The organism is Actinoplanes sp. SE50/110 (assembly GCF_900119315.1).
Taxonomy (GTDB): domain Bacteria; phylum Actinomycetota; class Actinomycetes; order Mycobacteriales; family Micromonosporaceae; genus Actinoplanes.
This window is the reverse complement of sequence record NZ_LT827010.1, coordinates 8,904,340-8,929,116: the sequence shown is the minus strand read 5'-3', so window position 1 is coordinate 8,929,116 and position 24,777 is coordinate 8,904,340. Positions and strand designations below refer to the sequence as shown.

The following is a 24,777-nucleotide window of genomic DNA, read 5'->3' as shown; positions in this document are numbered from 1 at the left end:
GCCGCACCTCCGAAACGCGCAACGTCTGCGCTCGATCAGTCTAGGCGCACGCGGGCGGGAAACGGGCGGCCACCCCTTGATCCAGATACTGGGCGGTAACCAAGTTTGCCTTAACCGTCGGTGACAATTCGACGGGACGGGCAGAATCGGACGGCACTTTCGTCGGTCGCTTCCGCTTGCAGGCCGACGGTATCGTCCCGGTCGATGAATTCGCACCCCCCGACCCACCGCGACAGCGGATCTGGGCGATATGCCCTCTATATAACCCTGGTCGGCGTTGTCGTGGCCGGCGCCGCCATCGGCGGGTATGCGCTGGTCAACCGGGGGACCGAGGCCGACGCGAGCTGGCAGTCGCCGGCGCCGACCAGGGCCGCGGCTGCCCGGACCGAATCGACCCGCGCGGCGGCAGCCGCCACCGCGGTCACCTTCTCGGCCACCGGCGACATCATGATGGCCAACGCGCCGGGCGGCCTGCCGCCGAACAACGGCAAGGGATTCTTCGACCCGGTACGCCGCAGCCTCGCCGCCGACCTGGTGATGGGCAACCTGGAACAGCCGCTCACCGAGGACACCGGCACCTCCAAGTGCGGCACCCCGGCCCGGGCCAACTGCTTCGCGTTCCGGTCCCCGCCGTCCTACGCCCAGGTGCTCAAGGCCGGCGGATTCCAGCTGCTCAACACGGCGAACAACCACGCCAAGGACTTCGGCCCGACCGGCAACCGGAACACCTTCCAGGCACTCGACGGCGCCGGCCTCAGGTACACCGGCGCGCAGGACCAGATCACCGTGGTCCCGGTCAAAGGCCTCAAGGTCGCGGTCGTCGGCTTCGCGCCGTACGCCGGTGTCAACAATCTGACCGACCTGACCCACGCCCGCAGCCTGGTCGCCAAGGCCCGCAGCCAGGCCGACCTGGTCGTGGTGCAGGCGCACATGGGCGCCGAGGGCCCGGCAATGAACCACGTCAAACCGGGCAGCGAGATCTACTTCGGCGAGAACCGCGGCGACCCGATCAGGTTCAGTCACGCGATGATCGACGCGGGCGCCGACCTGGTGATCGGGCACGGCCCGCACGTGGTTCGGGGCATGGAGTTCTACAAAGGCAAACTCATCGCCTACAGCCTCGGCAACTTCGCCGGCGGCGGGCACACGCTCTCCAAGGACGGGATCCTGAAGTACGCCGGGATCCTGCGCGTGACGCTCAACGCCGACGGGTCGTACGCCGGCGGCACCTTCCTCTCCACCTGTCTCAACGCCGACGGCCTGCCCACCCGGGACGCCACCGCGGAACACGGCCGCCGGCTGATCACCCAGCTGACCGCGACCGACTTCCCGACGACCGGAGCGACGATCGGCGGCGACGGGACGATCAAGCCGTCCGCGTGACCGATGGTGCGGGCGGGGCGACGTACTCTGTATCGGTGACCCGACCCCGTCCCGCGCCCGCCGACCCCGGGACGGCCGTGCTGGCGCGGTCGACGAAACGCTTCGCCGGGGAGACGCCGATCGGGCGCAAACGCCGGGCCCACAGGATGGCCCGGGTGCTCGCCGACACCCACCCCGACGCGCACTGCGAGCTCGACTTCACCACGCCGCTCCAACTGGCGGTCGCCACCATCCTGTCGGCGCAGACCACCGACGTGCGGGTCAATCAGGTCACCCCGCTTCTTTTCCAGAAATATCGGACAGCTGCCGACTATGCCGGCGCCGACCGGGCCGAGATGGAGACGATCCTCCGGCCGACCGGCTTCTTCCGGGCCAAGACCAACTCGCTGATCAGCCTCGGGGAGGAGCTGCTCGCCACGCACGGCGGGGAGCTGCCGCGGAAACTCGACGAGCTGGTGAAACTGCCGGGCATCGGGCGCAAGACGGCCAACGTGATCCTGGGCAACGCGTTCGACGTTCCCGGGATCACCGTGGACACCCACTTCCGGCGGCTCACCAACCGGTTCGGGTGGGTCGACGAAGAGGACCCGGTCAAGATCGAATTCCTGGTCGCGGAGCTGATCGAGAAACGCGACTGGACGATGCTGTCGCACCGGGTGATCTTTCACGGGCGGCGGGTCTGTCACGCGCGCAAGCCGGCCTGTGGGGCTTGCACACTGGCGGCTTCCTGCCCGTCCTACGGTCTGGGGCCGACCGAGGCCGCGCCGGCGGCGAAACTGCTGAAGGGCCCGCGGGCGCGCGACCTGGCGGTGGCGGCCGGTGTCGACCCGGACCTCGTGCCGGTGGGTGCCGCCGTCGAGCCCGACTCGGAGGCGTTGTGAGGCTTCTGGCGCCGGTCGCGATCGCGGCGCTGCTGCTCAGCGGGTGCACGGCCGCCGCGGTGAAGGAGTCGCAGGCCCCGTCGCCGTTCGCCGCCTGCGCGCCGGCCACCGGCGGCAGCACCCTGCCCGACATCACGCTCGACTGCCTGACCGGCGACAGCCCGGTGCGTCTCGCCGACCTGCGCGGGCCCGCCGTCCTCAACATCTGGGGCTCCTACTGCGGCCCGTGCCGCGCGGAGCTGCCGGTCATCCAAAAACTTGCGGACACCGGCAAGCTCACCGTGCTCGGCGTCGACACCGGCGACACCCGGGCCGCGGCGATCTCGTTCGGCACCGACCACGGCGTCAGCATGCCCACGCTGTTCGACCCGGACCGCAAACTCGTCGCCCAGCTCGGCGTGATCAGCCTGCCCAGCACCATCTTCGTCGACGCCACCGGCAAGATCTTCATTTACCGGTACGCCATGGACGCGCCCGCCCTGACCGAGCAGGTGGCCAAGCACGCCGGGGTCACGGTGACACTATGAGCCGGGGCGAGCTGCTGGACCGGCCGGACGACCTGCCGGAGTGGTTCGAGCCGCTGCTCACCCGGGTCTCCGAGATCCGCGCCGAGGATTTCAGCACGCTGCGCCGCCCGTCCGGGTCCGGTGGCCGGTCCAGTGCCGTGCTGGTCCTGCTCGGCGCCGGCGAGTCCGGTCCCGACCTGCTGATCCTGCAGCGGGCCGCGAGCATGCGGAACCACGCCGGGCAGCCGGCGTTCCCGGGCGGCGCCACCGACCCGTCCGACGCCGACGCGGTCGCCACCGCGCTGCGCGAGGCGAACGAGGAGGTCGGCCTCGACCCGGCCAGCGCCACGGCGCTGGCCCTGCTCCCGGAGCTGTGGATCCCGGTCAGCCGGTTCTCGGTCACCCCGGTGCTGGCCTGGTGGCGCCGGCCACATCCGGTGCTGTCCCGGCAGCCTGAAGAGGTTGACCACGTCGCCCGGCTGCCGATCAGTGAACTGGCGGACCCCGCGAACCGTATCCGGGTGCGACATCCGAGTGGTTGGATCGGGCCCGCCTTCCAGGTCCGCGGACTGCTCGTCTGGGGTTTCACTGCGGGGGTGATCTCGGTTTTGCTGGACATGGCGGGCTGGGCGCAGCCGTGGGAGCCGGGTCGGATCGTGGAACTGCCGGACGCCGCGGCCCCGGTGCCGGCCGCGCGTGGCGGCGCACCCGATGAGGTGGTGCCGTGACGTGCGCGTGACTTCTATGTTGAGTGAGTGCCCGTGGTCGATGTCATCCTGATCGTGCTGATGCTGCTGTTCGCGATCAGCGGCTATCGCCAGGGATTCGTGATCGGGGCGCTCTCCCTCGGCGGCTTCTTCAGCGGCGTGCTGATCGGCCTCCAGCTGGGCCCGCTGCTGGCCAAGCAGTTCGCTGACGGCACGGTCCGCATGATCGTGGCGCTCGCGGTGATCCTGGCCCTGGCCGTGCTCGGGCAGACCCTGGCGGGCTGGCTCGGCACCAGCCTGCGCAAGGCGATCTTCAACCGCCCGCTGCAGCATCTGGACGACGCCGGCGGCGCGGTGGTCTCGGTGGTCGCCGTGCTGATGGCCGCCTGGCTGGTGGCCGTGCCGATGGGTTCCACCCCGTTCCCGGCGCTGAACAGGGCGGTCCGCAGCAGCGCCATCCTCGGCGGCATCAACGGTCTGATGCCCGAGCAGGCCCAGGCGCTCTCTTCGGCGCTGCGCGAGACGCTGGACACCAACGGCTTCCCGGACGTCTTCGGTGGCCTGGCCCGCACCCAGGCCAAGGAGGTCGCCGAGCCCGACCCGGCGCTGAAGAATTCGAAGATCGTCCAGAGCTCGAAGCAGTCGGTCCTGAAGGTTCTCGGCGCCGCCCCGAGTTGCTCGCGCCGCATCGAGGGCACCGGTTTCGTCTACGCCGACGAGCGGGTGATGACCAACGCCCACGTGGTCGCCGGCACCCGCGACGTGGTCGTCGAGACCGCCCGCGGCCAGCTGACCGGCACCGTGGTCGTCTACGACCCGAAACGCGACCTGGCGGTGATCCGGGTCCCCGGTCTGAAGGCCCCGGTCATGCCGTTCGTCAGCAAGAAGGCCGGCTCCGGTGCCTCCGCGATCGTCCTGGGCTACCCGCAGGACGGCCCGTACAACGCCCAGTCCGCCCGGGTCCGCGACGTCGGCGACATCACCGGCCCCGACATCTACGAGTCCGGCGACGTGACCCGCGAGATCTACACCATCAAGTCCCTGGTCCGCAGCGGCAACTCGGGCGGCCCCCTGATCTCCCCGGACGGCCGGGTCCTCGGCATCATCTTCGCCGCGGCCGCCGACGACAAGAACGTGGGCTTCGCCCTGACCGCCGCCGAAGCCGCCCCCATAGCCAAACTCGGCCTGGAAAGCACCGAGGGCGTCAAAACCGGCGGGTGCGCCTGACCCCGTCCTGTCCCCGCTCCTGCCGCCCGCCACATCCCGCGGCGCCCAGACCCTTCCCGGCACCGCTCCCGCACGTCGCCGCCCGCCTGCCCGGCCGTCTGTCCGCCTGCCCGGCCGTCTGCCCGCCCGCCTGGCCGCCTGCCCGGTCGCCTCTGCCCGGCCGTCTGTCCGCCTGCCCGGCCGTCTGTCCGCCTGCCCGGCCGTCTGCCCGCCCGCCTGGCCGCCTGCCCGGTCGCCTCTGCCCGGCCGTCTGCCCGCCTGCCCGGTCGCCCGGTCGCCTCTGCCCGTTCGCCTGCTCAGGCCGGGCGCCTGCCAACCCGGCCGGCTGGTCGCCCGCCCGGCTGCCGCCGGGTCGAGTACCCGGTGGGGCGCCGAGGTCGGACCGAGCTTGTCGCTGAGCCAGCTTTCGCGCCCGCAATCCGCCGACACGGTCCGCCGCCCTGATGTGTGCCTCGCAACCACGCGTCTGCGCCCCGCATGCTGCGGCTCCGCGCCGAGTCCTTAAGGCGCTTGCTGCATTCAACGCCGTTCGCGCGCTCCGTGGTGCCGTGTTCGGCGCCCGCGTGGTCGGCCCCTCGCCCTGCCCGCCGCCCTGCTCCTTCGGGCTTGCGGTGCCGCCGTTGCCCGAGCGGGTGTGGGCTGCCTCCGGTGCGGCCGGTGGGACGGCCGGGAGCTCAGCCGGTGGTGAGTGCGAAGCGGCGGATGGTGAGAGCGCCGACCGCGGTGGAGAGCGCGAACAGGCTGATGGCGATCCAACGGCCGCGGTGCGGGGCCGGCTGGGCGGTCGCCTTGGCGGCCCAGCCGCCGGCGTTGGTGCCGGGGGCGGCGGCCAGCGGCTGGCTCGACGGGTCGTCGGTGGGGGCGGACTGCGCCTCGCCGGAGGCGGGCGCGCTGCCGAGGCGGCCGACGCCGACCGGCGGCGTGGTGTCCAGCGGGTTCCCCAGGACGCTGGGCACGCTCGCGGTCAGCGCGCCGGTGGGGTCGATCAGGCCGAAACCGAACACGTCGTCGCGGCCGGGGGTGCCGCGGTCCTTCGCGGTGCGGATGATCCGGTTGATCACGTCGCCGGCTGACATGTCGGGCCAGCGGGAGCGGATCAGGGCAGCGGTGCCGGCGACCATCGGGGCGGCGAAGCTGGTGCCCTGGACCCGCCAGTATCCGCCGGGCCGGGCGCCGACCAGCTCGGTGGCGGGTGCGGTGACCACCGTCTCCGGGCCGGTGATCGAACCCGACCAGAGGTCGGTGCCGTTGCGTTCCATGCCGGCCACCGCGAGGACGCCGGGCTCGCGGGCCGGGTACCAGACGCTGTGGGCGCTCGAGGTGGCGCTGACGTTGCCGGTGCAGGCGACCACCACGACGTCCTTGGCGAACGCGTAGTCCAGGGCGGCGGCCAGAGCCGGGCTGTTCGCGCTGCCGCCGAGCGACAGGTTCACCACCCGGGCGCCGTGGTCGACCGCCCAGCGCAGACCTTTCGCCACGATCAGCGCGTCGTCGTAGCGATTCGCCTCGTCCAGCACGCGTACCGGCAGGATTTTGGCTTTGGGGGCGATGCCGACCACGCCGGTGTTGTCGTCGCTGCGGCCGGCGATGATGCCGGACACCGTCGTGCCGTGACCGACCGGGTCGGTGTCGCCGTCGTCCTTGGGGTTGACCAGGTCGAGACCGGGCAGCACCTGGCCGTCCAGGTCGGGGTGGTGCGCGTCGACCCCGGAGTCGATCACCGCGACGGTGACCCCGGAGCCGTCGGCGTAGGTCCACGCGTCATGCAGGTCGAGGGTCTGCAGCTGCCACTCGTCGGCCCGGACGGTGTCCTCTACGGCGGTGCCCGGCTCGGCGAGCGGCCGGCCCTCGACCACCTCGTCGGCGAACCCGGGCTCCGCGAGCGGCCGCCTCGTCACCGCCCGCCGGGAAACCGCCGGGACCGCGAGCGACCGGGCCGCCGCGGAGCGCGCGGAAATCGCCGGGACCGCGAGCGACCGAACCGCCGCGGAGCGCGCGGAAACCGCCGGGACCGCGAGCGACCGAACCGCCGCGGAGCGCGCGGAAACCGCCGAGGCCGCGAGCGAGCGGGCCGCCGCGGGACGCCCGGAAACCGTCAGGGAGATCGCGGAGCCGGCACCCGACCCGCCACCGGGCACCGGAGCGGCGAACACCGCCGGGCGCACAGCGGCGAAGGCGGGCGCCGCCGCCGGCGTCATCACGAGGAAACCGGCCAGGGCCGCGGCCCCGAGATGCCGGACCGTCAGCAACGCGCACCGCCGAAGGGTGCACGACACCGCGGCCGCTGCGGCCGGATGGTTGCGCTCACTCTGGTCACGGGTCGGCGTCGCCATTCTGATGATGGTCAGTCGATGGGGGGAGATTACTCCGAAACAGTTGCGTGTCGCTGCGGTCCGAGGTCCCTAATCGCACTGAGAGTCTGTCCCGGGCCCGGATTCCGGAAGTGCCAGCTGAATAAGGCGAATTCCCTCACGCCGAGTGATCAGACGACCACGCCCCGGTGGCAGCGGACCGGGTCGCACGCTGCCGATCAGCGCGCCCTCCTCGGGCGCTCCGGACATCACCAGACCCGGCGCGGAGAGCTCCCGGAGCCGCTGGATGACCGGCTCGTAGAGCGCCCGCCCGGCGCCCCCGGCTCGGCGGGTGAGGATCAGGTGCAGCCCGATGTCCCGGGCCTGCGGCAGATATTCGAGCAGCGGGGTCAGCGGGTTGACCGGCCCGGCGGCGACCAGGTCGTAGTCGTCGACCAGGACGAACAGCTCCGGCCCGGTCCACCAGGAGCGGTCGCGCAGCTGCCGGGCGGTCACCTCGGGCCCGGGCAGGCGTTTGGCCATGTATCCGGCGACCGACCGCATCAGGTCCAGGGTGGGTTGGGCCTGCATGCCGTACCCGATCCGGTGCTCGGTCTCCGGCAGGTCCATCAGGCTGCGGCGATAGTCGACCAGGATGATCCGGGCCTGCTCCGGGGCGAACCGGGCGGTCACCGTACCGGCCACCACCCGCAGGAACGTCGACTTGCCGCACTCGGCGTCGCCGAACAGCAGGAAGTGCGGGTCGGTGGCGAAGTCGACGGTGACCGGTTCCAGGTCGGTCTCGGCCAGCCCGATCGGCAGCCGCAGCCCGTCGCCGGCGTCGGCGATCCCGGCCTGCGCGACCACCGCCGGCAGCAGCCGGACCTGGGGCGCGGCCGGCCCGGGCCAGGCCGCGGCCACCGCCTTGACCAGCTCGGCGGTGTCGCCCAGCGAGGAGACCTCGGGCCGCGCGGTGAGCAGGTGCAGCCACTGCTCGCGGACGCCGGGGTGTTCGATGACGCCCCGGCCGGGCTGCTGCTCCGGGACCGTGCCCGCGGCCCGGCGGCTCACCGACGAGTCGGTGGTGTCGCCCAGCCGCAGCTCGACCCGGGAGCCGAAGAGGTCGCGCACGGCCGGGCGGAAATCCATCCAGCGGGAGGCGGCGGCCACCAGGTGGATGCCGTAGGACAGGCCGCGGGTCGCCAGGTCGGTCAGCACCGGCTCCAGCTCCTCGAAGTCGGCCCGCACCGTGCTCCAGCCGTCCACCACCAGGAACACGTCCGGCCCGCCGCGGGACCGCCGGAACTCGCCCATCGAGCCGACGCCGAGCTCGGCGAACGAGCGCTCCCGTGCGGCCAGCAGGGTGACCATTTCGCCGACCGTGCGGCGCACCCCCTCCGCCTCCAGCCGCCCGAACACCCCCCCCACGTGCGGCAGCCCGCGCAGCGCGCCCAGCGACCCACCGCCGAAGTCCAGGCAGTACGCCTGCGCCTCGGCCGGGGTGTGGGTCAGCGCCAGCCCGCAGATCAGCGAGCGCAGCGCGGTCGACTTGCCGCTGAGCGTGCCGCCGACCACCGCCACGTGCCCGGCGGCCCCGGCGAGCTGCAGCCAGAGTGTGTCGCGCACCTGTTCGCGCGGCTTGTCCACCAGCGCGATCGGCACCTGCAGGGCGCCGTGCAGCTCGGGGCTGACGCAGGTCAGGCCGCGCCCGGCGGCCACGATCGGCGGGCCCAGCAGATCGTCGAGGGTGGCCGGGGAGTCCAGCGGCGGCAGCCACACCCGGTGGGCCGGCGGGCCCTGTCCGGCCATCCGGTCGACCAGCACACCGAGCAGCGTGGGCGAGCCGCTGGCCGGCTCGGGTGCGGCGATCGCCGCCGGGCGGGCCGGGGCCGCCATGGCCCGCGTCGTGTAGGGCAGAACGCGCAGCTCGGTCGTCCCGGCCGGGTCGCCCGGCGAGCCGGTGCGGCGCAGCGGCCCGGACACGTACGACCCGCGGAACCGGGTCAACGGCCCGTTGCCGACCTTCAGGTATGCGTGCCCGGGCGCGCTGGGCAGGTCGGCCGCGTCCGGGACGCCCAGCACCACCCGGGACTCGACGCTGTTGAAGGTCTTCAGGCCGATCCGGTACGACAGGTGCGTGTCCAGTCCCCGCAGCCGCCCCTCCTCCAGGCGCTGACTGGCCAGCAGCAGGTGCACGCCGAGCGAGCGCCCCACCCGTCCGATCTGCAGGAACATCTCGATGAAGTCGGGTTTGTGGACCAGCAACTCGGCGAACTCGTCGACGACCACCAGCAGCGACGGCAACGGTGGCAGGGCCGCCCCGTCCGCCCGGGCCCGCTCGTAGTCCGGCAGGCCGGCGAAGTTGCCCGCCTTGCGGAGCAGCTCCTGCCGCCGGAGAAGTTCGCCGTCGATCGCCTCGGCCATCCGGTCGACCAGCGGCAGCTCGTCCCTCAGGTTGGTGATCAGCGCGGCGGTGTGCGGCAGCCGGTCCAGCGACGCGAAGGTGGCGCCGCCCTTGAAGTCGATCAGCACCAGGTTCAGCGACTCCGGGGAGTGGGTGCCGGCGAGCGCCAGCACCAGGGTGCGCAGCAACTCCGACTTGCCGGAGCCGGTGGCGCCGATCAGCAGGCCGTGCGGGCCCATCCCGCCCTGCGCCGACTCCTTCAGATCCAGCTCGACCGGCAGGCCGTCGGCGGTCACCCCGATCGGTGCGCGCAGCCGGTCCCGGGCCGGCCGGGGCCGCCAGCCCCGGGCCGGGCGGAAGCTCTCGGGGTCGCCGATGCCCAGCAGCTCGGCGAAGCCGGTCTCGGCCGGTACCGGCGGCCCGTCGGGGTCGGCCACCCCGGCCGTGCGGAGCGGGGTCAGCCGCCGGGCGATCGCCTCGGCGGTGGTCGCCGGCAGGCCGTCCGCCCGCCCGGCCACGGTCTCCACCTCCATGGTGGCGGTGAGCAGCGTGCCGGTCCGGTCCACCTCGAGCGCCAGGGTGGCCCGGTCGAGCAGCCGGGGCGGTGGCGCGTCCAGGTCCAGCACGGTCACCCCGTCGATGCCGTCACCGGGTGGGAGCGGCTCGCCGCCGTCCCGGACGATCACCACGTGCGGACCGGCCGCGCTCGCCGCGCCGGGCTGGAACCGGGGACGGTCGGCGAGCACGTCGTGGAGCAGCCGGTCCAGCTCGCCGGCATCGCCGGCGACCAGCCGGAGCGGGCCGAGCGGGTCGGAGCGGGCCGGGTGCAGCGCGTGCGGCAGCCATTTGACCCATTCCCAGTCGGCCCGCCGGGCGGGGCCGGCGCAGACCGCGACCAGCAGGTCGTCCGGCGCGTGGAAGACCGCGAGCTGGATGATCGCGGCCCGGACCAGGTCCCGGGCCGCTTCGCCGCCGCGCAGGTGGACCCGGGCGAACCCGCGCAGCGACATGGCCACCGGCAGGTCCGGCACGACCGAGTAGGCGTCCAGGAACCGGCGCAGCGCGCCCGCGGTCACCGGCTCCAGCTCGTGCAGCGGGCGGGTGGCCGGCGCCAGCAGCGGGGTGGCCAGGGCCTGCGGGCCGAGGCCGACCCGGACCACGCCGAAGTCCGGGTCGTCCGGCCGGCGCTCCCAGACCCGGTGGCTGGCCGCCGTGGACCACAGCCGGTCCGGGTCGGGATGGCGATACAGCTGGCCGGCGCGCTGCCGGCGGGCGGTTTCCCGGACCCGGCGGCGCAGCACGGCGAGGTGTCGCAGGTAGTCGCGGTGGGCGGCGGCGGTCTCGGCCCGGCGGGGTCCGGTGGCCGAGCCGAAGGAGGTGGCCAGCATGGCGATCGAGGAGATGCCGAAGAGGCCGCCGATCACGTACGAATACATGCCGCCGTGACCCTGGCCCATCATCATCGCCATGGCCACCGTGCCGCCCAGCATCGGCAACACCATCAGGGCCTGCTGCCACCGCCCGGCGGCCGGCCGGGCCCGCTCCGGGGGCGGCTCGACCAGCAGCTCACCGTCCGGGATCGCGGGCGCCGGACGGCGCTCGGACCGCTTGATCACCACGGTGCCCATCGCGTGCGCTCCCGTCGCTCACCGTGCCTCGCCGATCACGGGGCATCACGAAGCGCCCATGCTAGGTAAAGTTCGGGGCATCGCGCAGCATCGATCTTCGTCGCTGTGGACAACCGTCGGAGGGGGTTCGGTGCGGACCGGTCTGGCCCGGGTGACGATCAGCACCCCACGACGCCGGGTGGACGTGGCGCTGCCGGAGCGGGTCCCGCTCGCGGAACTGCTGCCAGAGGTGCTCCGGCACGCCGGCGAGGACCTGGCCGACACCGGTGAGCGGCATGGCGGCTGGGTGTTGCGCCGCGTCGATGGAGCCACCCTCGAGGTGGGGCGGGGGCTGCACGCACAAGGCGTTCGCGACGGCGAGGTGCTGCACCTGAGCCCGGCCCTGGACGACTGGCCCGAACTGGAGTACGACGACGTGGTCGAGGCGGTGGCCGAGGGCGCCCGGCGGCGCGGCGGCGTCTGGACCGCCTCGACCACCCGGGCGGCTGCTCTCGGCGCCGCCGGGATCGCGCTGTCCGCCGGGCTGCTGACGCTGCTCGCCGGCCCGGTGCGAGGAGGCGGCCCGGCGCGTGGCGGCGGGGGCGCGGGCTGGACCGGTCTCGGCCTGGCAGTCGTCCTGCTGCTCGCCGCGACGGTGGCGTCCCGGGCGTACCGGATGCGCCCGGCCGCTGTCGTCCTCGGCGGTTTTGCCATGGCGTACGCCTTCATCGGCGCCGCCGCCCTGGTCGTCGGCGCCCATCCGGCCGGCCCGCTGCCCGCCCTGCGCTGGCTCGCCGGCCCGGAGCTGCTGGCCGGCTCGATCGCCACGCTCGCGACCGCGGCCCTGTGCGTCGCCGGGGCGGCCACCGGCAGCCGGGTCTTCCCGGCCGGTGTCACGGCCGGCGTGCTCGGTGCCCTGGCCGCCCTGACCGGCCTGGCCACGGACCCGGCGGCGGGCGCGGCGGTGCTGCTCGCGGTGCTGCTGTGCGGGGTCTCGCTGCTTCCCGGCCTGGCCATTCATCTGGGCCGGATGCCGGTGCCGCCGGACACGCTGCCGGACGAGTCGGCCGGCGAGGGCTTCGCGCTGGACGCGATCCGCCGCCGCCCGGACCGGGAGGCGGTCTTCGCCGCGGTGCGGCGCACCGACGAGCTGCTGGCCGGCCTGCTGCTGGGGCATGCGGTGCTGGTCGCCGGGGCGGCCGCGGTGCTGGCCGCGACCGGTGGGCCGGCGGCCCGGCTGCTGCTGGCCGTGACCGCGGCGGTGCTGCTGCTGCGGTCCCGGCTGTTCCGGGCCCGGCGGCTGCGGTTGCCGCTGATCGCCGGTGGCCTGGCCGCGCTCGCCGCGCTGGGCGCGGATCTGCTGGGCCGGGTGGGCAGCGATGTGCTGCCGGTCGCGGCGGCGGCCTGTGTGCTGCTCGCCCTGGCCGTGGTGCCGGCCGGGACGATCTGGTCGCAGCGCCCGGCCGGGCCGCTGTCGGCCCGCGTCGCCCACCTGTTCGAACTGCTGGTCACCGCCGCGGTGATCCCGGTCGCCTGCGCGGTCGCCGGCCTGTACACCGCGGTCAGCGGCATCTCGCTCTAGCCCGCAGAGCTGTTCGATCCGTGGCCCCGGAAGACGGGATGGCCACACGACCGCACCTGCGGGGCCGGAGCCTCGCAGGTGCGGTCGTCAGCGGTGCAGCGGGAAGCGAGCGGTCAGTGCTCTCCCTCGGCCTCGGCGGCCTCGGCGCGCTTGAAGGACGCGCGGATCTCGGCCTCGGCCTCGACCCGGCCGACCCAGGTCGCGCCCTCGACCGACTTGCCCGGCTCCAGGTCCTTGTAGACCGTGAAGAAGTGCTGGATCTCCATCCGGTCGAACTCGCCCAGGTGGTGGATGTCGCGCAGGTGCTCCTGGCGCGGGTCCTCGAAGGGCACGCAGAGGACCTTGTCGTCGCGGCCCTTCTCGTCGGTCATCCGGTACATGCCGATCGCGCGCGCCCGGACCAGGCAACCGGGGAAGGTCGGCTCCTGGATCAGCACCAGGGCGTCCAGCGGGTCGCCGTCCTGGCCCAGGGTGCCCTCGATGTAGCCGTAGTCGGCGGGATACTGTGTCGCCGTGAAGAGGGTCCGGTCCAGCCGGATACGACCGGTCTTGTGGTCCACCTCGTACTTGTTGCGCTGCCCCTTGGGGATCTCAACCAGAACGTCGAAATCCATGATTCGCTCCCCTTTTGCTTGCCCGCCTGAATAGACCGGTCCGCCGGGCGGGAAGCGGGGGAGAGGAAGCAGGCCCGCAGGATCCGCGCGCAACGGTGTGCCGGATGTCGCTAGTCTCCCCTAAGTCTGACGCCACGGGCGAGGAGGGGCGTGTGACGAGGCAAGATTCACAGAACGGACCGGAGTACAACGGCGTGTCTAACGGGACGGATCGCCCGGATGCCGGTAAATGGCAGCCGGCCGCGCCGGATCCGGCGACGACGGCGCAGATCCCGGCTCCGGGGGCCTACCCGCCGAGCGGCCTGCCGCCCGCGCCGCCCGCGGCGTCCACGGGTGACGCGTACGGGAAAGCCTCCGTGCCGTTGAACACCGCCCGCCCGGCGGTCCCGGCTCCCGCACCGCCGCCGCAACCCGCCGCGGCCCCGGAACCCGACGCGGAGCCGGCGGCGCCGGACTTCTTCTCGAACCCGAAGATGGCCTCGATCGTGCTCGCCGCCGTGGTGCTGCTCGCCGTGGTGGTCGTCGGTGTGGTGGAGAAGCCCGGCCCGATCGCCGGCTGGTTCGGTGACTCGGCGAGTCCGGCCGGCGTGACCACCACCCCGGACCCGAAACCGACCCCGGTGCTGGCCGCCGCCGCGGCGCAGGGGACGGCGCCGAACCCGACCGCGGTCAAGGCCGTCCTGGACCCGCTGATCCGGTCGGCGGCGCTCGGCGGCAAGGTGCACGTCTCGGTCATGGACGTGGCCTCGCAACAGGTGCTCTACGCGCAGAACGCGGACATCCCGACCACCCCGGCCTCGACCGCGAAGCTGCTCACCGCGGTGACCGTGCTGGCCGCCCGCGGCCCGGCGTACCGCCTGACCACCCGGGTGGTGGCCGGCGCGAAGCCGGGCGAGGTGGTGCTGGTCGGCGGCGGCGACCCGACCCTGGCGGTCAACGCGAAGGCGGAGTTCCCCGGCGCGGCCCGGTTGGATCAGCTGGCCGCCCAGGTGAAGAAGGCGATGGGCGCCACCCCGATCACCCGGGTGACGGTCGACACCTCGCTGTTCACCGGCCCGGAGACCGGGCTCGGCTGGTCACCCGACGACGTCTCGCCGGACGGGCAGGTGGCGCGGATCCAGGCGCTGATGACCAACGCCGGCCGGATCACCCCGGTGCACCACGAGAACGGCGGCGACCCGCGGTTCGCCGATCCGGCGCTGGCCGCCGGGCGGGCGTTCGCGAACTTCCTCGGCGTGCCGTCGGAGAAGGTGGCCAAGGGCAGGGCCCCGGATGCCGGCACCGAGCTCGGCAAGGTGGATTCCCCGCCGCTGGTCCAGATCCTCGACTGGATGCTGCAGGAGAGCGACAACACCCTGGCCGAGACGATGGCCCGGCAGGTGGCGATCGCCGCACACAAGGAGGCCAGCTTCGACGGCGCCTCCGAGGCGATGATCGCCAAGCTGCGCGAGCTGGGTCTGCCCGGCGACGAGGCCGACCTGTACGACGGCAGCGGGCTGTCCCGGCACGACGGCCTCAGCCCGACCCTGCTGGTGCAGGCGCTGGCGCTGGCGGCCGGCGGGACGAGACCCGAGCTGTCCGCGATGTTCGACGGGCTGCCGGTGGCCGGCTGGTCCGGGACGCTGCGCACCCGGTTCGTCACGCCCAGCCCGAACCGTGCCGCCCAGGGTGTGGTGCGCGCCAAGACCGGCACGCTGAGCGGGGTGAACACGCTGGCCGGGGTGCTGGTCACCAAGGACGGCCGGGTGCTCTCCTTCGCGATCATGGCGACCGGCACATCGAACGCGGCCAGTGCCAAGACCGCGCTGGACAGGGTCGCCGCGAAACTGGTGGCCTGCGGCTGTTCCTAAGGGTTTCTCCGGAGTGCGGTGTGGAGTCGCGCGGGTACTGTCGGCTGCATGGCGCAGTTCGTTGACTGGGATCTGGCCGCCGCGACCGCCGGCGCGCTGTCGAAATCGGGGCCGGCGGTCTCCTATGACGAGGCCGCCCAGGTGGTCGCCGAGCTGCGGGTGCTGACCGAGCAGGCGGCCGGCCACGTGGCGGCGTACACCGGGCTCAGCGCGCAGGTCGACGCGCCGCCGGTGCGGGTGGTCGACCGCCGCGACTGGGCGAAGGCGAACATCGCCGGCCTCCGGCAGGTGATCAATCCGCTGGTCACCAAGCTCTCCGGGGACAGGCCGCCGGGCGCGTTCGCCGACGCGATCGGTTCCCGGGTCACCGGCGTGCAGGCCGGCACGATCCTGGCCTATCTGTCCGGCCGGGTCCTCGGGCAGTACGAGGTGTTCTCCGACGACCCCGGTCAGCTCCTGCTCAACGCGCCGAACATCGTCGAGGTCGAGCGCAAGATCGGCGCCGACCCGCGGGACTTCCGGCTCTGGGTCTGCCTGCACGAGGTGACCCACCGCACCCAGTTCACCGCGGTCCCCTGGATGCGCGGCTACTTCCTGGGCCAGGTGCAGGCGTTCGTCGACGCCTCGCAGGGCGGTGATCACCTGCTGGAGCGCCTGCGCCGTGGGGTGGCCGGCCTCTCCGACGCGCTGCGCGACCCGGAGAGCCGCGTCTCGGTGCTCGACATCGTCCAGACTCCCGGGCAGAAAGCCGTGCTGGACCGGCTCACCGCGCTGATGACCCTGCTGGAGGGCCACGCCGAGTTCGTGATGGACGGCGTCGGCCCCGAGGTGATCCCGAGCGTCGAGTCGATCCGGGCCAAGTTCAACCGCCGGCGTGAGGGCGGCAACCCGCTGGACAAGACGGTCCGCCGGCTGCTCGGCATCGAGGTCAAGATGCGGCAGTACGCCGAGGGGCACAAGTTCGTGCACGGCGTGGTCGAGCGGGTCGGCATGGAGGGCTTCAACAAGATCTTCGAGTCGCCGCTCACCCTGCCTCTGCTGGAGGAGCTCGGCGACCCGGACGCCTGGGTGGCCCGGGTGCACGGCCCTCGCCCGGTCCTCGACTGACCGTGGCCCGGATCCCGGCGCCGGTCGCCGCGGTCCGCACGGCGGTCCGTCGCGGCCTGGCCGACCTGCCGCCCGCCGCGCTGGTGCTGGTGGCCTGTTCCGGCGGCGCCGACTCGCTGTCGCTGGCCGCCGCCGCCCGGTTCGTCGCCGCCCGGGTCGGTCTGGTCACCGTGGACCACGGGCTGCAGGAGGGTTCGGACCGCCGGGCACGATCGGTTGCGGCCTGGGCGCGCGCCGCCGATTTCGATCCGGTACGCGTGTGCCCGGTCACCGTGACCGGGCTGCCCGGAGGCCCCGAGGCGGCTGCCCGGACCGCCCGTTACGAGGCCCTGGAGGCCGCCGCCGCCGAGACCGGGGCGGCCGCAGTGCTGCTCGGGCACACCCGCGACGACCAGGCCGAGACGGTCCTGCTGGCGCTCGCCCGGGGCGCCGGCCCGCGCGGCCTGTCCGGAATGCCGGCCCGCCGCGGGGTGTTCCGGCGCCCGCTGCTCGACGTGTCCCGGTCCGACACCCGCAAGGCGTGCGCCGCCCTCGGCCTGGCTGCCTGGGAGGACCCGCACAACACCGATCCGGCGTACGCCCGTGCCCGGGTCCGTGCCACCGCCCTGCCCACCCTGGTGGCCGAGCTGGGTCCGGCCGTGGTCGGCAACCTGGCCCGCACGGCGACGCTGCTCGCGGCGGACACCGCGGCCCTGGACGAGCTGGCCGCCGCGGCCCTGGACCGGGCCCGGTCGCCGGCCGGGCTGGCGGTGCCGGCGCTGGCCGCGCTGGCCGGCGCGATCCGCGGCCGGGTGCTGCACCGCTGGGCGCTGGAGCTGGGGGCACCCGGCAGCGCCCTGGCGTACTCCCACGTGACCTCCCTGGACGCGCTGGTCACCGGCTGGCGGGGGCAGGGCCCGGCGCATCTGCCCGGCGGGATCGCGGTGGGGCGGCAAGGAAGTGACCTCGTTCGGGTGGTTCCCGCCATTATCAAGTGAGCGAACCGGAGCGAAAGTGGCCCCGTTTCACGAACGGTAACCTCGATGCGGCAGGCTAGAGCCATGGCTGATGGCTCTTGGTACGACGCCGACATCGACCACGTGATCATCTCGGAGGAGCAGATCCGCGAGAAGATCGATGAGCTGGCGAAGCAGGTCTCCGTGGACCACGCGGATGCCGCCGACGGCATCCTGCTGGTCTGTGTGCTCAAGGGAGCGGTCATGTTCATGGCCGACTTCGCCCGTTCGCTGGGGCGGCACGGGCCGTCCACCGAGATGGAGTTCATGGCCGTCTCGTCGTACGGGCAGGGCACCACCTCGTCCGGTGTGGTGCGCATCCTCAAGGATCTGGACCGGGACATCGCCGGCCGGCACGTGCTGGTGGTCGAGGACATCGTGGACTCCGGGCTGACCCTGTCCTGGCTGATGAAGTACCTGGAGTCGCGTCAACCGGCCAGCGTCGAGGTGGTCGCGCTGTTCCGCAAGCCGGACGCGGTCAAGGTGCAGGTGCCGGTCCGCTACGTCGGCTTCGACATCCCGAACGAGTTCGTGGTGGGTTACGGTCTGGACTTCGCGGAGCGTTACCGGGAGTTGCCGTACGTAGGCGTGCTCCGCCCCGAGGTGTACGCCCGTAGCTGAACCGCTTTCTCAGCGTGTTCTCAGTAATGGTGGTTATGAACCGTTTTATTACTGAAACGCGCCGGATTGCGGGGGGTTACGTGGAGCTCGCCCTCTGGCCTCACGGGTTCGCAATCCGGGCCTACGGTGTACGGTCGAGTGACCGACGGCGTGGTGTCACAGGCGCCGGAGGGCCGGGAGGGTTCACCGCAAGCCAGCGGGGAATTGATACCGGCGGCCGCCGGTGGGCGGCGACGTTGAGGTGACCAGGACGCCGATCAGGAGGGTCCGGGCGCTTGGCGCCCGACAACAGTATGGAACGTACGCGTTTCTTCCGCCGCCCGGTGGTCTGGATCATTCTGGTGATCATCGGCGTAGTCGCGCTGAGCTCATTCTTCACCAGTGGTCCCAGCTACCAGCGGGTCGATACTTCGGTCGCTCTCGACCGTCTGAACCAGCCCGGCATCGAGAAGGTCGTCCAGAAGGACAAGGAGCAGACGCTCCAGATCGACCTCAAGAACCCCGAGCAGTTCAACGGCAAGTCGACGAGCAAGATCGAAACCCAGTATCCGTACGAGGTCACCTCTGATGTCTGGAAGGCCGTCCAGCAAGCCAAGGACGCCCAGCGGATCAGCGGGACGATCAACGCGACGGTCTCCGGCGACAACATCCTCCTCAGCCTGCTGATCAACCTGCTGCCGATCGCCATTCTGGTGGTCCTGCTGCTGCTGTTCATGTCGCAGATGCAGGGTGGCGGCTCGCGGGTGCTCAACTTCGGCAAGTCCAAGGCGAAGATGATCACCAAGGACACCCCGAAGACGACGTTCGCCGACGTGGCGGGCGCCGACGAGGCGGTCGAGGAGCTCCACGAGATCAAGGACTTCCTGCAGAACCCGGCGAAGTATCAGGCGCTCGGCGCCAAGATCCCGAAGGGTGTGCTGCTGTTCGGCTCCCCGGGTACCGGTAAGACGCTGCTGGCCCGCGCGGTCGCCGGCGAGGCCGGGGTGCCGTTCTACTCGATCTCCGGGTCCGACTTCGTGGAGATGTTCGTCGGTGTCGGCGCGAGCCGGGTTCGTGACCTCTTCGAGCAGGCCAAGTCGAATGCGCCGGCGATCGTCTTCGTCGACGAGATCGACGCCGTCGGCCGGCACCGCGGCGCCGGCATGGGCGGCGGCCACGACGAGCGCGAGCAGACGCTCAACCAGCTGCTCGTCGAGATGGACGGCTTCGACACCAAGGGTGGCGTGATCCTGATCGCGGCCACCAACCGGCCGGACATCCTCGACCCGGCGCTGCTGCGCCCGGGCCGTTTCGACCGGCAGATCCCGGTGGACAACCCGGACATGGAGGGCCGCAAGGCGATCCTGCGGGTGCACGCCAAGGGCAAGCCGTTCACGCCCGACGTCGACCTCGACTCGGTGGCCCGTCGCACGCCCGGTTTCTCCGGCGCCGACCTGGCCAACGTGATCAACGAGGCCGCACTGCTGACCGCCCGGCACGAGAAGCGGGCGATCTCCAACGAGTACCTCGAGGAGGCGATCGACCGGGTCATCGCCGGCCCCGAGCGTCGTACCCGGGCGATGAGCGACAAGGAAAAGAAGATCACCGCCTACCACGAGGGTGGACACGCGCTGGTGGCCTACGCGCTGCCGCACTCCGCCCCGGTGCACAAGGTGACGATCCTCCCGCGTGGCCGCTCGCTCGGGCACACCCTGGTCCTGCCGACCGAGGACAAGTACACCCAGACCCGCGCCGAGATGATCGACACCCTGGCGTACGCGCTGGGTGGCCGGGCCGCCGAGGAGCTCGTCTTCCACGAGCCCACCACCGGCGCCGGCAACGACATCGAGAAGGCGTCCGGCCTGGCCCGCGCCATGGTCACGCAGTACGGCATGAGCTCCAAGCTCGGCGCCGTGAAATACGGCACCAGTGGTGACGAGCCCTTCATGGGCCGCAACATGGGCCACGAGAAGGACTACTCGGACGCCGTCGCCGCCGACATCGACTCCGAGGTGCGGGCGCTCATCGAGCTCGCGCACGACGAGGCCTGGGAGATCCTGGTCGAGTACCGCGACGTTCTCGACAACATGGTCCTGGAGCTGATGGAGAAGGAGACCATCACCCAGGACGACATGAACCGGATCTGCGCCCGGGTGCAGAAGCGCCCGCCGATGTCGCCGTTCAACGGCTTCGGCAAGCGCCTGCCGTCGGAGGCCCCGCCGGTGCTCACTCCCGCCGAGCGGGAGAAGCTGAAGGCGCAGGCCGAAGCGGATGGCCAGTTCGCTGTCGGCCCCAACGCCAACGGCGCCGTGGAAGGCAGCATCTGATCAGCACGCACGACGACATCGACTATCTCGCCGCCCGACTGGTCGACGGCAAGCTCACCGGCACCCCGGTGGAGCAGGCCGTCGACCTCGGGCGGATCGAGAAAGCGGTCCGGGAGATCCTCATCGCGATCGGTGAGGACCCCGACCGGGATGGTCTCGCACGCACCCCGGCCCGGGTCGCCCGCGCCTACGCCGAGCTGTTCGCCGGCCTGCGGGTCGACCCGGCGGAGGTGCTGACCACCACCTTCGAGGCGGACCACGAGGAGCTCGTGCTGGTCCGCGACATCGAGGTGCAGAGCATGTGCGAGCACCACCTGCTGCCGTTCAAGGGCGTCGCGCACATCGGCTACATCCCGGGCGTCGACGGACGGATCACCGGGCTGTCGAAACTGGCCCGGCTCGTCGAGGTGTTCGGGCGACGCCCACAGGTGCAGGAACGCCTCACCTCACAGATCGCCGACCTGCTGATGGCGAAGCTGGGGGCGCGCGGGGTGATAGTGGTGCTGGAGTGCGAGCACCTGTGCATGGAGATGCGGGGCATCCGCAAGGTGGGCGCGCGGACGGTCACCTCGGCGGTGCGCGGCGCCTTCCAGACCGATGGCAAGGTCCGCGCCGAAGCTATGGCCCTGATCAACGCGCGCTGATTTTCGGTGACCACCCACGGGCAATGAAGGGTCGCGATGATCGTTATGGCCGCGCAGCGGCCTGATCATCGCGACCCGGCCTCGGCGGGAGCGGCGATCAGTTATCGGCCGCAGCGCACGATATCTGCATTTCGCTCTTAAATCCCGCCGCGAAACTGATTGGCGGAATCCATGGCGGCGCGGGTCAACTGGGTTGCCTCGTCGAGCCGGGCCCGGGCCTGTTCCAGATGGGCGATAGCGGCCGTCGCCGCCGGATGAAACGACCCGACCGTGGTCAGGCGCAGCATCGCGAGCGACTGATCGAGCTGGTCACCGGCCATCTGAATGCCGGCGATCGCGCGGTCCGCCCCGGACACCGAGACGGCGATGTTCATCTTTATCTCTTCGACGCTCGCCATTGTCCTGTCCTCTCCAGGTTTCAGTTCAGCAGTTGTTGCAGACCGACACCCATGCAGGTGAGCAGCACCGGGGTGAGGCACGCGACGATGCCGACGACCGGCGTGCGATCGACCGGCGGACCGCCTTTCGCGGCGTCCGGACCCCAGACGAAACCGATCGTGGCCCAACCCAGGCCGAATGCCAGCAGCGGCATGCTCAGGCCGCAGAGGAGCGTGTATGTCGGCAGCGAACCGCTCGGCGCGACCAGATAGAGAATGATCTGCACGAACAGCACGGCCGCCGCGAACGGACCGTAAACCAGAAGATTGCGCGCCCAGGGGCGTCCCGGGCCGAGCGGAATCGGACCGATGAAAGCGTGATCGGCGGCGTCGGCGGTAATCCTGGCTTGCTGCAACGCCGCCAGGACCGCGTCCGGGCCACCGATTGTCGCGGCCTGCGCGGTCGCACGTTCCCCCTCCAGGGGGAGCAGATCTATTTCGGGCACGCCGAAATCGCGCATCAGCCGGGCACGCTGCGGCGCCAGCCGGGCCCGGACCGCGGTGAGCTCCTGGCGTGCCGCGGCGATCGTGGCAGCCTGCTCGCCGGCCGACGTGCTGGCCGCCCGGCGCACCACGTCGAGTTGCTGGGCGGCCGCCAGATAGGCCGCCCAGGGACTCTCCGGGGGTGCGCCGGCCTGAGCGGGAACCAGTCCGCTCTGCTCTGCCTGCTCCGTCATGGGTGTTCACCCTCCGGCTGTACGAACGGGACCACCGTGACCGTGCGATCGGTGTGACGGTCGTGCAGCAGCGCCCGGTTCGGCCGCGGCTGCCAGTCGACCGCCCGCCCCAGCATCAGCGACACATCCGCCTGCGGAACGTTGAGGAACAGCAGGCCGGCCACATCCTCGCGGCCCATGCTGCCGCCGGTCTCCTCACTGAACCGGCGCACCCCCCGCCACCAGGACAGCAGGTGCGCGCCCCGGCTCGGACCCTCGCGCAGCAGCTGCCGCAGGCCGGTCAGGGCGCCCGGCGGAGCGGCGTCCATGCCGAACACCACCCGATAGCCCGGCTGGTCGTCGGCGAGTTCGGCAGCCAGCCCGGCGGCATCGGTCACCACCACCTCCTGCCGGTGGCTGATCTCCGCGGCCAGGGCCGCGGCCAGCGCGTCGCCCTCGGCGACCAGGGAGCAGATCACGAAGCGGGCGGTACGCGGCGGGTGGCACGCCGCCACGCTGCGCGCCGCCGCGTCCAACACCTCGGAACCGGCCGCCTGCGAGCCCAGGATCGCCAGGTGCCGCCCCGGGGAGGAATCCAGGGGGAAGGCGGCCGTCGACAGGCTCACGTCGATCATGCGACCGATCAGGGCGGTGGGGCGACTCGCCCGGCCGGCCAGGGCGGCCCGATAGGTGGGGTCGTCGACCAGATGCTGATGCGCATACCCGGCGAAGATCCGCGGCGGCACCGCCTCCGGGTCGCGGGCACCCCACAGCCGGTGCCGCAGGTTGCTGAGCGACTCCTGATCGGCGTGCGGATCCGGGAACCGAACCACCCGTTCGTGACCCCGGGTCGCCCCGCGGGGGCCGCCCAGACCACCGGCCGTGTTCACCACGGCACTGCCCAGCGGCAGACCGGCCGCCGCGTCGTTGGTCGGCTCCAGCACGTCACCGCCGCCCGGCAGCGCGATCCGCACCGGGAACTGGCCGAAGATCGAATCCCGTTTGGCGTAGAGAGCTTCCACCCCGAGCACCGTCTGACTGGCCAGGACCAGGTGAATCCCGTACGACCGGCCCTTGCGCGCCAGCGACTCGAGCAGTCCCACCGCCTCGCTCGCGGTCGGATCGTTGCCGGCCAGCAGCACCTGGAACTCGTCGATGACACAGAGGACCCGCGGCAGCGGCCGCCCGCGCCCCTCCTCCGCCGCCACGGCGCGAAGATCGGCAAACCGGGAAACACCGGCTCTTTTGTACGCCATGGACCGCCGGCCCATCTCGGCATCCAACTCGCGGAGCACCGCCAGGCCGTACTCCCGATCCGACTCCACCCCGACCGCACGGGCATGCGGCAGCCAGGTGCGGTCCCGGTGCGTCGGCACGAACTCGGCGAAGGACACGCCCTCCTTGAAGTCCAGCAGGTAGAGGGCCAGCTCGTCGGGCGAGTAGCGGGTGCCCAGCCCGTACAGCACGTTGATCAGGAAAGCGGTCTTGCCGGCGCCCGAGCGCCCACCGACCATCCAGTGCGGGGTCAGATCGTTGAAACGCAGCACCAGCGGCACGTCGCCGTGATGCCCCACCACGGTTTCCACACCCGCGGACGCGTCCGCCGACCACAGCTCCTCGGACGGCTCCGGCAGCAGGTCGGCCAGCGTCACCCGGGACGCGGCCGCCGATCGGGCCGCCAGCTCCTGACAGACCGCGTCGACCAGGTGCGCCGGCGGCTCATCGTCGAGCAGAACCGGGGCGTTCAGCCACGGCGCTTCCGGCGTCGACCCGAACGATCCCCCGGGCGGGTCACCGACCACGGCGAACGGATTCCGCACACTGATCGCGGTGGTCCGCGGCAGCGGCGCCTGAGTCGTCTCCGCGGTCAACGGCGGCGGCGGCCAACCGGCCACGATCAGGTGCAACCCCGACTCCGGCCCCTGCTGCGCGAGAGCGGCGATCCGACGCAGCTCCTCGCCCTCGGTGAGCTCCGGCAGACTGGCGATGACCAGCAGCAGCATCCGGTCCCGTTTGGCCCGGCGGGTCTGCCGCACACTGTCCGACCCGACCCCGCGGGCCGGCCGCAGCCACTTCTCCGCCTCGGCCAGCACATCCCGCAGCCCCTGCCGGTCCACCGCCGGCGGCGACATCAGCCCGGCATCGGCGAGCTCCTCGAACGGTTGGAAGACCGCACCCCCACCGATCCCGTCCACCGCCCGCACCAGCAGCGACCCCGCCGGAGCCGCCGCGAAAAGCCGCAGAAGCAGCGCCCTGATCAGCCCGAACACCCGCGGATCGGTGGCGCTCGCATCGATCGTCAAATGCCCGGCACCCAGCAGCGGAACGATCGCCGGAAATCGAACCTCATCAGCGGGTCGGACCTGTCCGAGATCAACGGGTTGGGGTTGTCCGAGACCAACGGGCTGGCGTTGTCCGGAACCGACGGGTTGGGACTGCCCGGGACCGACGGGCGGGGGCTGTCCAGGACCGACGGACTGGGACTGTCCGGCACCAGAAAGGTGAGCCACCCCGACCCGCACGAACCGCCCCGGTTCCGTCCCTCCGGCAGCAACCTGCGTCCCCGAACCGTCAAGCGGCATCCGCGAAGTCAGCGCATCCAGCGGCGCCCCCAGCCACCCGGGCGCCACCTGCGCCGCCGCCTCCCGCAGCCGCTCCGCAAGCCGCTGCTGCTCCCGCGGATCAGCGGCGCTGGGCGCAAACGCCTCCAGCGCGGCCGCCGCAGCATCCGCCGCCGCCACCGCCTGCCGGTGCAAAGCAGCAGCCTGCCGGACCCGCAGAGCCGAATCCGCCACTGCTGTCACCTCCTGTCGCGCGCATAAAACCTATCCCAGACCAGCCCCCCTACTCGCAATGCGGTCCCGCCGAACCGCTATGCCGAGCTAGCTCCGCGGGTCTCCGGGAGAGCGCCCACCGGCCCTCGATGATCCATACACCCGGGCAATCCCATCGGTTCGGT

General features: G+C 72.2%; 18 protein-coding genes. 12 read left to right on the top strand and 6 right to left on the bottom strand.

The window, feature by feature from the left end; translation table 11 throughout:
- Positions 1–204 precede the first annotated feature (204 nt).
- From ACSP50_RS39990 to ACSP50_RS39970, 5 genes are all read left to right on the top strand, one after another.
- Positions 205–1,383 (top strand): CapA family protein, encoded by a 1,179-nt coding sequence (locus ACSP50_RS39990; RefSeq protein ID WP_014695037.1) that lies wholly within the window; start codon positions 205–207, stop codon positions 1,381–1,383.
- Positions 1,384–1,529: 146 nt separating this feature from the next.
- Entirely contained in the window at positions 1,530–2,264 is a 735-nt protein-coding gene (nth, locus tag ACSP50_RS39985; RefSeq protein WP_052311999.1) for an endonuclease III, read from the top strand.
- Complete coding sequence (locus ACSP50_RS39980) at positions 2,261–2,791, top strand: redoxin domain-containing protein (RefSeq protein WP_014695035.1); 531 nt, start codon at positions 2,261–2,263, stop codon at positions 2,789–2,791. The genes nth and ACSP50_RS39980 overlap by 4 nt, the downstream gene beginning before the upstream one ends.
- The gene (locus tag ACSP50_RS39975) at positions 2,788–3,498 is read left to right on the top strand and encodes a CoA pyrophosphatase (RefSeq protein ID WP_014695034.1); all 711 of its coding nucleotides are present in this window, start codon (positions 2,788–2,790) and stop codon (positions 3,496–3,498) included. The genes ACSP50_RS39980 and ACSP50_RS39975 overlap by 4 nt, the downstream gene beginning before the upstream one ends.
- 27 nt (positions 3,499–3,525) lie before the next feature.
- A complete protein-coding gene (locus tag ACSP50_RS39970; protein WP_080128158.1) occupies positions 3,526–4,704 on the top strand; it encodes a MarP family serine protease in 1,179 nt (392 codons plus the stop codon).
- Between the two features lie 674 nt (positions 4,705–5,378).
- Here the strand turns inward: ACSP50_RS39970 and mycP are convergent.
- Both mycP and ACSP50_RS39960 read right to left on the bottom strand, forming a co-directional pair.
- A complete protein-coding gene (mycP, locus tag ACSP50_RS39965) occupies positions 5,379–6,662 on the bottom strand; it encodes a type VII secretion-associated serine protease mycosin (protein ID WP_043516417.1) in 1,284 nt (427 codons plus the stop codon).
- 444 nt (positions 6,663–7,106) lie between these two features.
- Positions 7,107–11,027: a type VII secretion protein EccC gene (locus ACSP50_RS39960; protein WP_014695031.1), complete on the bottom strand. Its 3,921-nt coding sequence runs from the start codon at positions 11,025–11,027 to the stop codon at positions 7,107–7,109.
- A 130-nt stretch (positions 11,028–11,157) separates the two neighbouring features.
- Here ACSP50_RS39960 and eccD point away from each other — a divergent pair, with 130 nt between their 5' ends.
- Positions 11,158–12,588 carry a type VII secretion integral membrane protein EccD gene (gene eccD, locus ACSP50_RS39955; protein WP_014695030.1) on the top strand — a complete coding sequence of 477 codons (1,431 nt, stop codon included), beginning with the start codon at positions 11,158–11,160 and terminating at the stop codon, positions 12,586–12,588.
- Between the two features lie 113 nt (positions 12,589–12,701).
- Here eccD and ACSP50_RS39950 read toward each other — a convergent pair whose 3' ends face one another.
- Positions 12,702–13,202, bottom strand: coding sequence for an inorganic diphosphatase (locus ACSP50_RS39950; protein WP_014695029.1), 501 nt, complete (start codon positions 13,200–13,202; stop codon positions 12,702–12,704).
- Positions 13,203–13,396: 194 nt separating this feature from the next.
- Between ACSP50_RS39950 and dacB the strand changes: the two genes are divergently transcribed.
- The 6 genes from dacB to folE all read left to right on the top strand — a co-directional run bounded on the left by dacB (position 13,397) and on the right by folE (position 20,725).
- Entirely contained in the window at positions 13,397–15,052 is a 1,656-nt protein-coding gene (gene dacB / locus ACSP50_RS39945; RefSeq protein ID WP_231956813.1) for a D-alanyl-D-alanine carboxypeptidase/D-alanyl-D-alanine-endopeptidase, read from the top strand.
- Positions 15,053–15,100: 48 nt separating this feature from the next.
- The gene (locus ACSP50_RS39940; RefSeq protein ID WP_014695027.1) at positions 15,101–16,159 is read left to right on the top strand and encodes a zinc-dependent metalloprotease; all 1,059 of its coding nucleotides are present in this window, start codon (positions 15,101–15,103) and stop codon (positions 16,157–16,159) included.
- 2 nt (positions 16,160–16,161) lie between these two features.
- Positions 16,162–17,136: a tRNA lysidine(34) synthetase TilS gene (gene tilS / locus ACSP50_RS39935; RefSeq protein WP_014695026.1), complete on the top strand. Its 975-nt coding sequence runs from the start codon at positions 16,162–16,164 to the stop codon at positions 17,134–17,136.
- A gap of 63 nt (positions 17,137–17,199) precedes the next feature.
- Positions 17,200–17,775: a hypoxanthine phosphoribosyltransferase gene (gene hpt / locus ACSP50_RS39930; RefSeq protein WP_014695025.1), complete on the top strand. Its 576-nt coding sequence runs from the start codon at positions 17,200–17,202 to the stop codon at positions 17,773–17,775.
- A 293-nt stretch (positions 17,776–18,068) separates the two neighbouring features.
- Positions 18,069–20,081, top strand: a complete 2,013-nt coding sequence (ftsH, locus tag ACSP50_RS39925) for an ATP-dependent zinc metalloprotease FtsH (RefSeq protein WP_043513111.1) — start codon at positions 18,069–18,071, stop codon at positions 20,079–20,081.
- Between the two features lie 17 nt (positions 20,082–20,098).
- The gene (folE, locus tag ACSP50_RS39920; protein ID WP_369793984.1) at positions 20,099–20,725 is read left to right on the top strand and encodes a GTP cyclohydrolase I FolE; all 627 of its coding nucleotides are present in this window, start codon (positions 20,099–20,101) and stop codon (positions 20,723–20,725) included.
- A 137-nt stretch (positions 20,726–20,862) separates the two neighbouring features.
- Here the strand turns inward: folE and ACSP50_RS39915 are convergent, their stop codons facing one another.
- The 3 genes from ACSP50_RS39915 to ACSP50_RS39905 are packed head-to-tail and all read right to left on the bottom strand — an operon-like array spanning position 20,863 to position 24,622.
- Positions 20,863–21,123 carry a hypothetical protein gene (locus ACSP50_RS39915; RefSeq protein WP_014695022.1) on the bottom strand — a complete coding sequence of 87 codons (261 nt, stop codon included), beginning with the start codon at positions 21,121–21,123 and terminating at the stop codon, positions 20,863–20,865.
- Between the two features lie 20 nt (positions 21,124–21,143).
- Positions 21,144–21,839, bottom strand: coding sequence for a hypothetical protein (locus ACSP50_RS39910; RefSeq protein WP_014695021.1), 696 nt, complete (start codon positions 21,837–21,839; stop codon positions 21,144–21,146).
- Entirely contained in the window at positions 21,836–24,622 is a 2,787-nt protein-coding gene (locus tag ACSP50_RS39905) for an FtsK/SpoIIIE domain-containing protein (RefSeq protein WP_052311840.1), read from the bottom strand. The genes ACSP50_RS39910 and ACSP50_RS39905 overlap by 4 nt, the downstream gene beginning before the upstream one ends.
- Positions 24,623–24,777 lie beyond the last annotated feature (155 nt).

Coding starts and splice junctions, on each gene's coding strand:
- ACSP50_RS39990 (WP_014695037.1), top strand. CDS start 205: ATGAATTCGCACCCCCCGACCCACCGCGACAGCGGATCTGGGCGATAT.
- nth (WP_052311999.1), top strand. CDS start 1,530: ATGGCCCGGGTGCTCGCCGACACCCACCCCGACGCGCACTGCGAGCTC.
- ACSP50_RS39975 (WP_014695034.1), top strand. CDS start 2,788: ATGAGCCGGGGCGAGCTGCTGGACCGGCCGGACGACCTGCCGGAGTGG.
- ACSP50_RS39960 (WP_014695031.1), bottom strand. CDS start 11,027: ATGGGCACCGTGGTGATCAAGCGGTCCGAGCGCCGTCCGGCGCCCGCG.
- ACSP50_RS39950 (WP_014695029.1), bottom strand. CDS start 13,202: ATGGATTTCGACGTTCTGGTTGAGATCCCCAAGGGGCAGCGCAACAAG.
- ACSP50_RS39940 (WP_014695027.1), top strand. CDS start 15,101: ATGGCGCAGTTCGTTGACTGGGATCTGGCCGCCGCGACCGCCGGCGCG.
- hpt (WP_014695025.1), top strand. CDS start 17,200: ATGGCTGATGGCTCTTGGTACGACGCCGACATCGACCACGTGATCATC.
- ftsH (WP_043513111.1), top strand. CDS start 18,069: ATGGAACGTACGCGTTTCTTCCGCCGCCCGGTGGTCTGGATCATTCTG.
- ACSP50_RS39915 (WP_014695022.1), bottom strand. CDS start 21,123: ATGGCGAGCGTCGAAGAGATAAAGATGAACATCGCCGTCTCGGTGTCC.
- ACSP50_RS39910 (WP_014695021.1), bottom strand. CDS start 21,839: ATGACGGAGCAGGCAGAGCAGAGCGGACTGGTTCCCGCTCAGGCCGGC.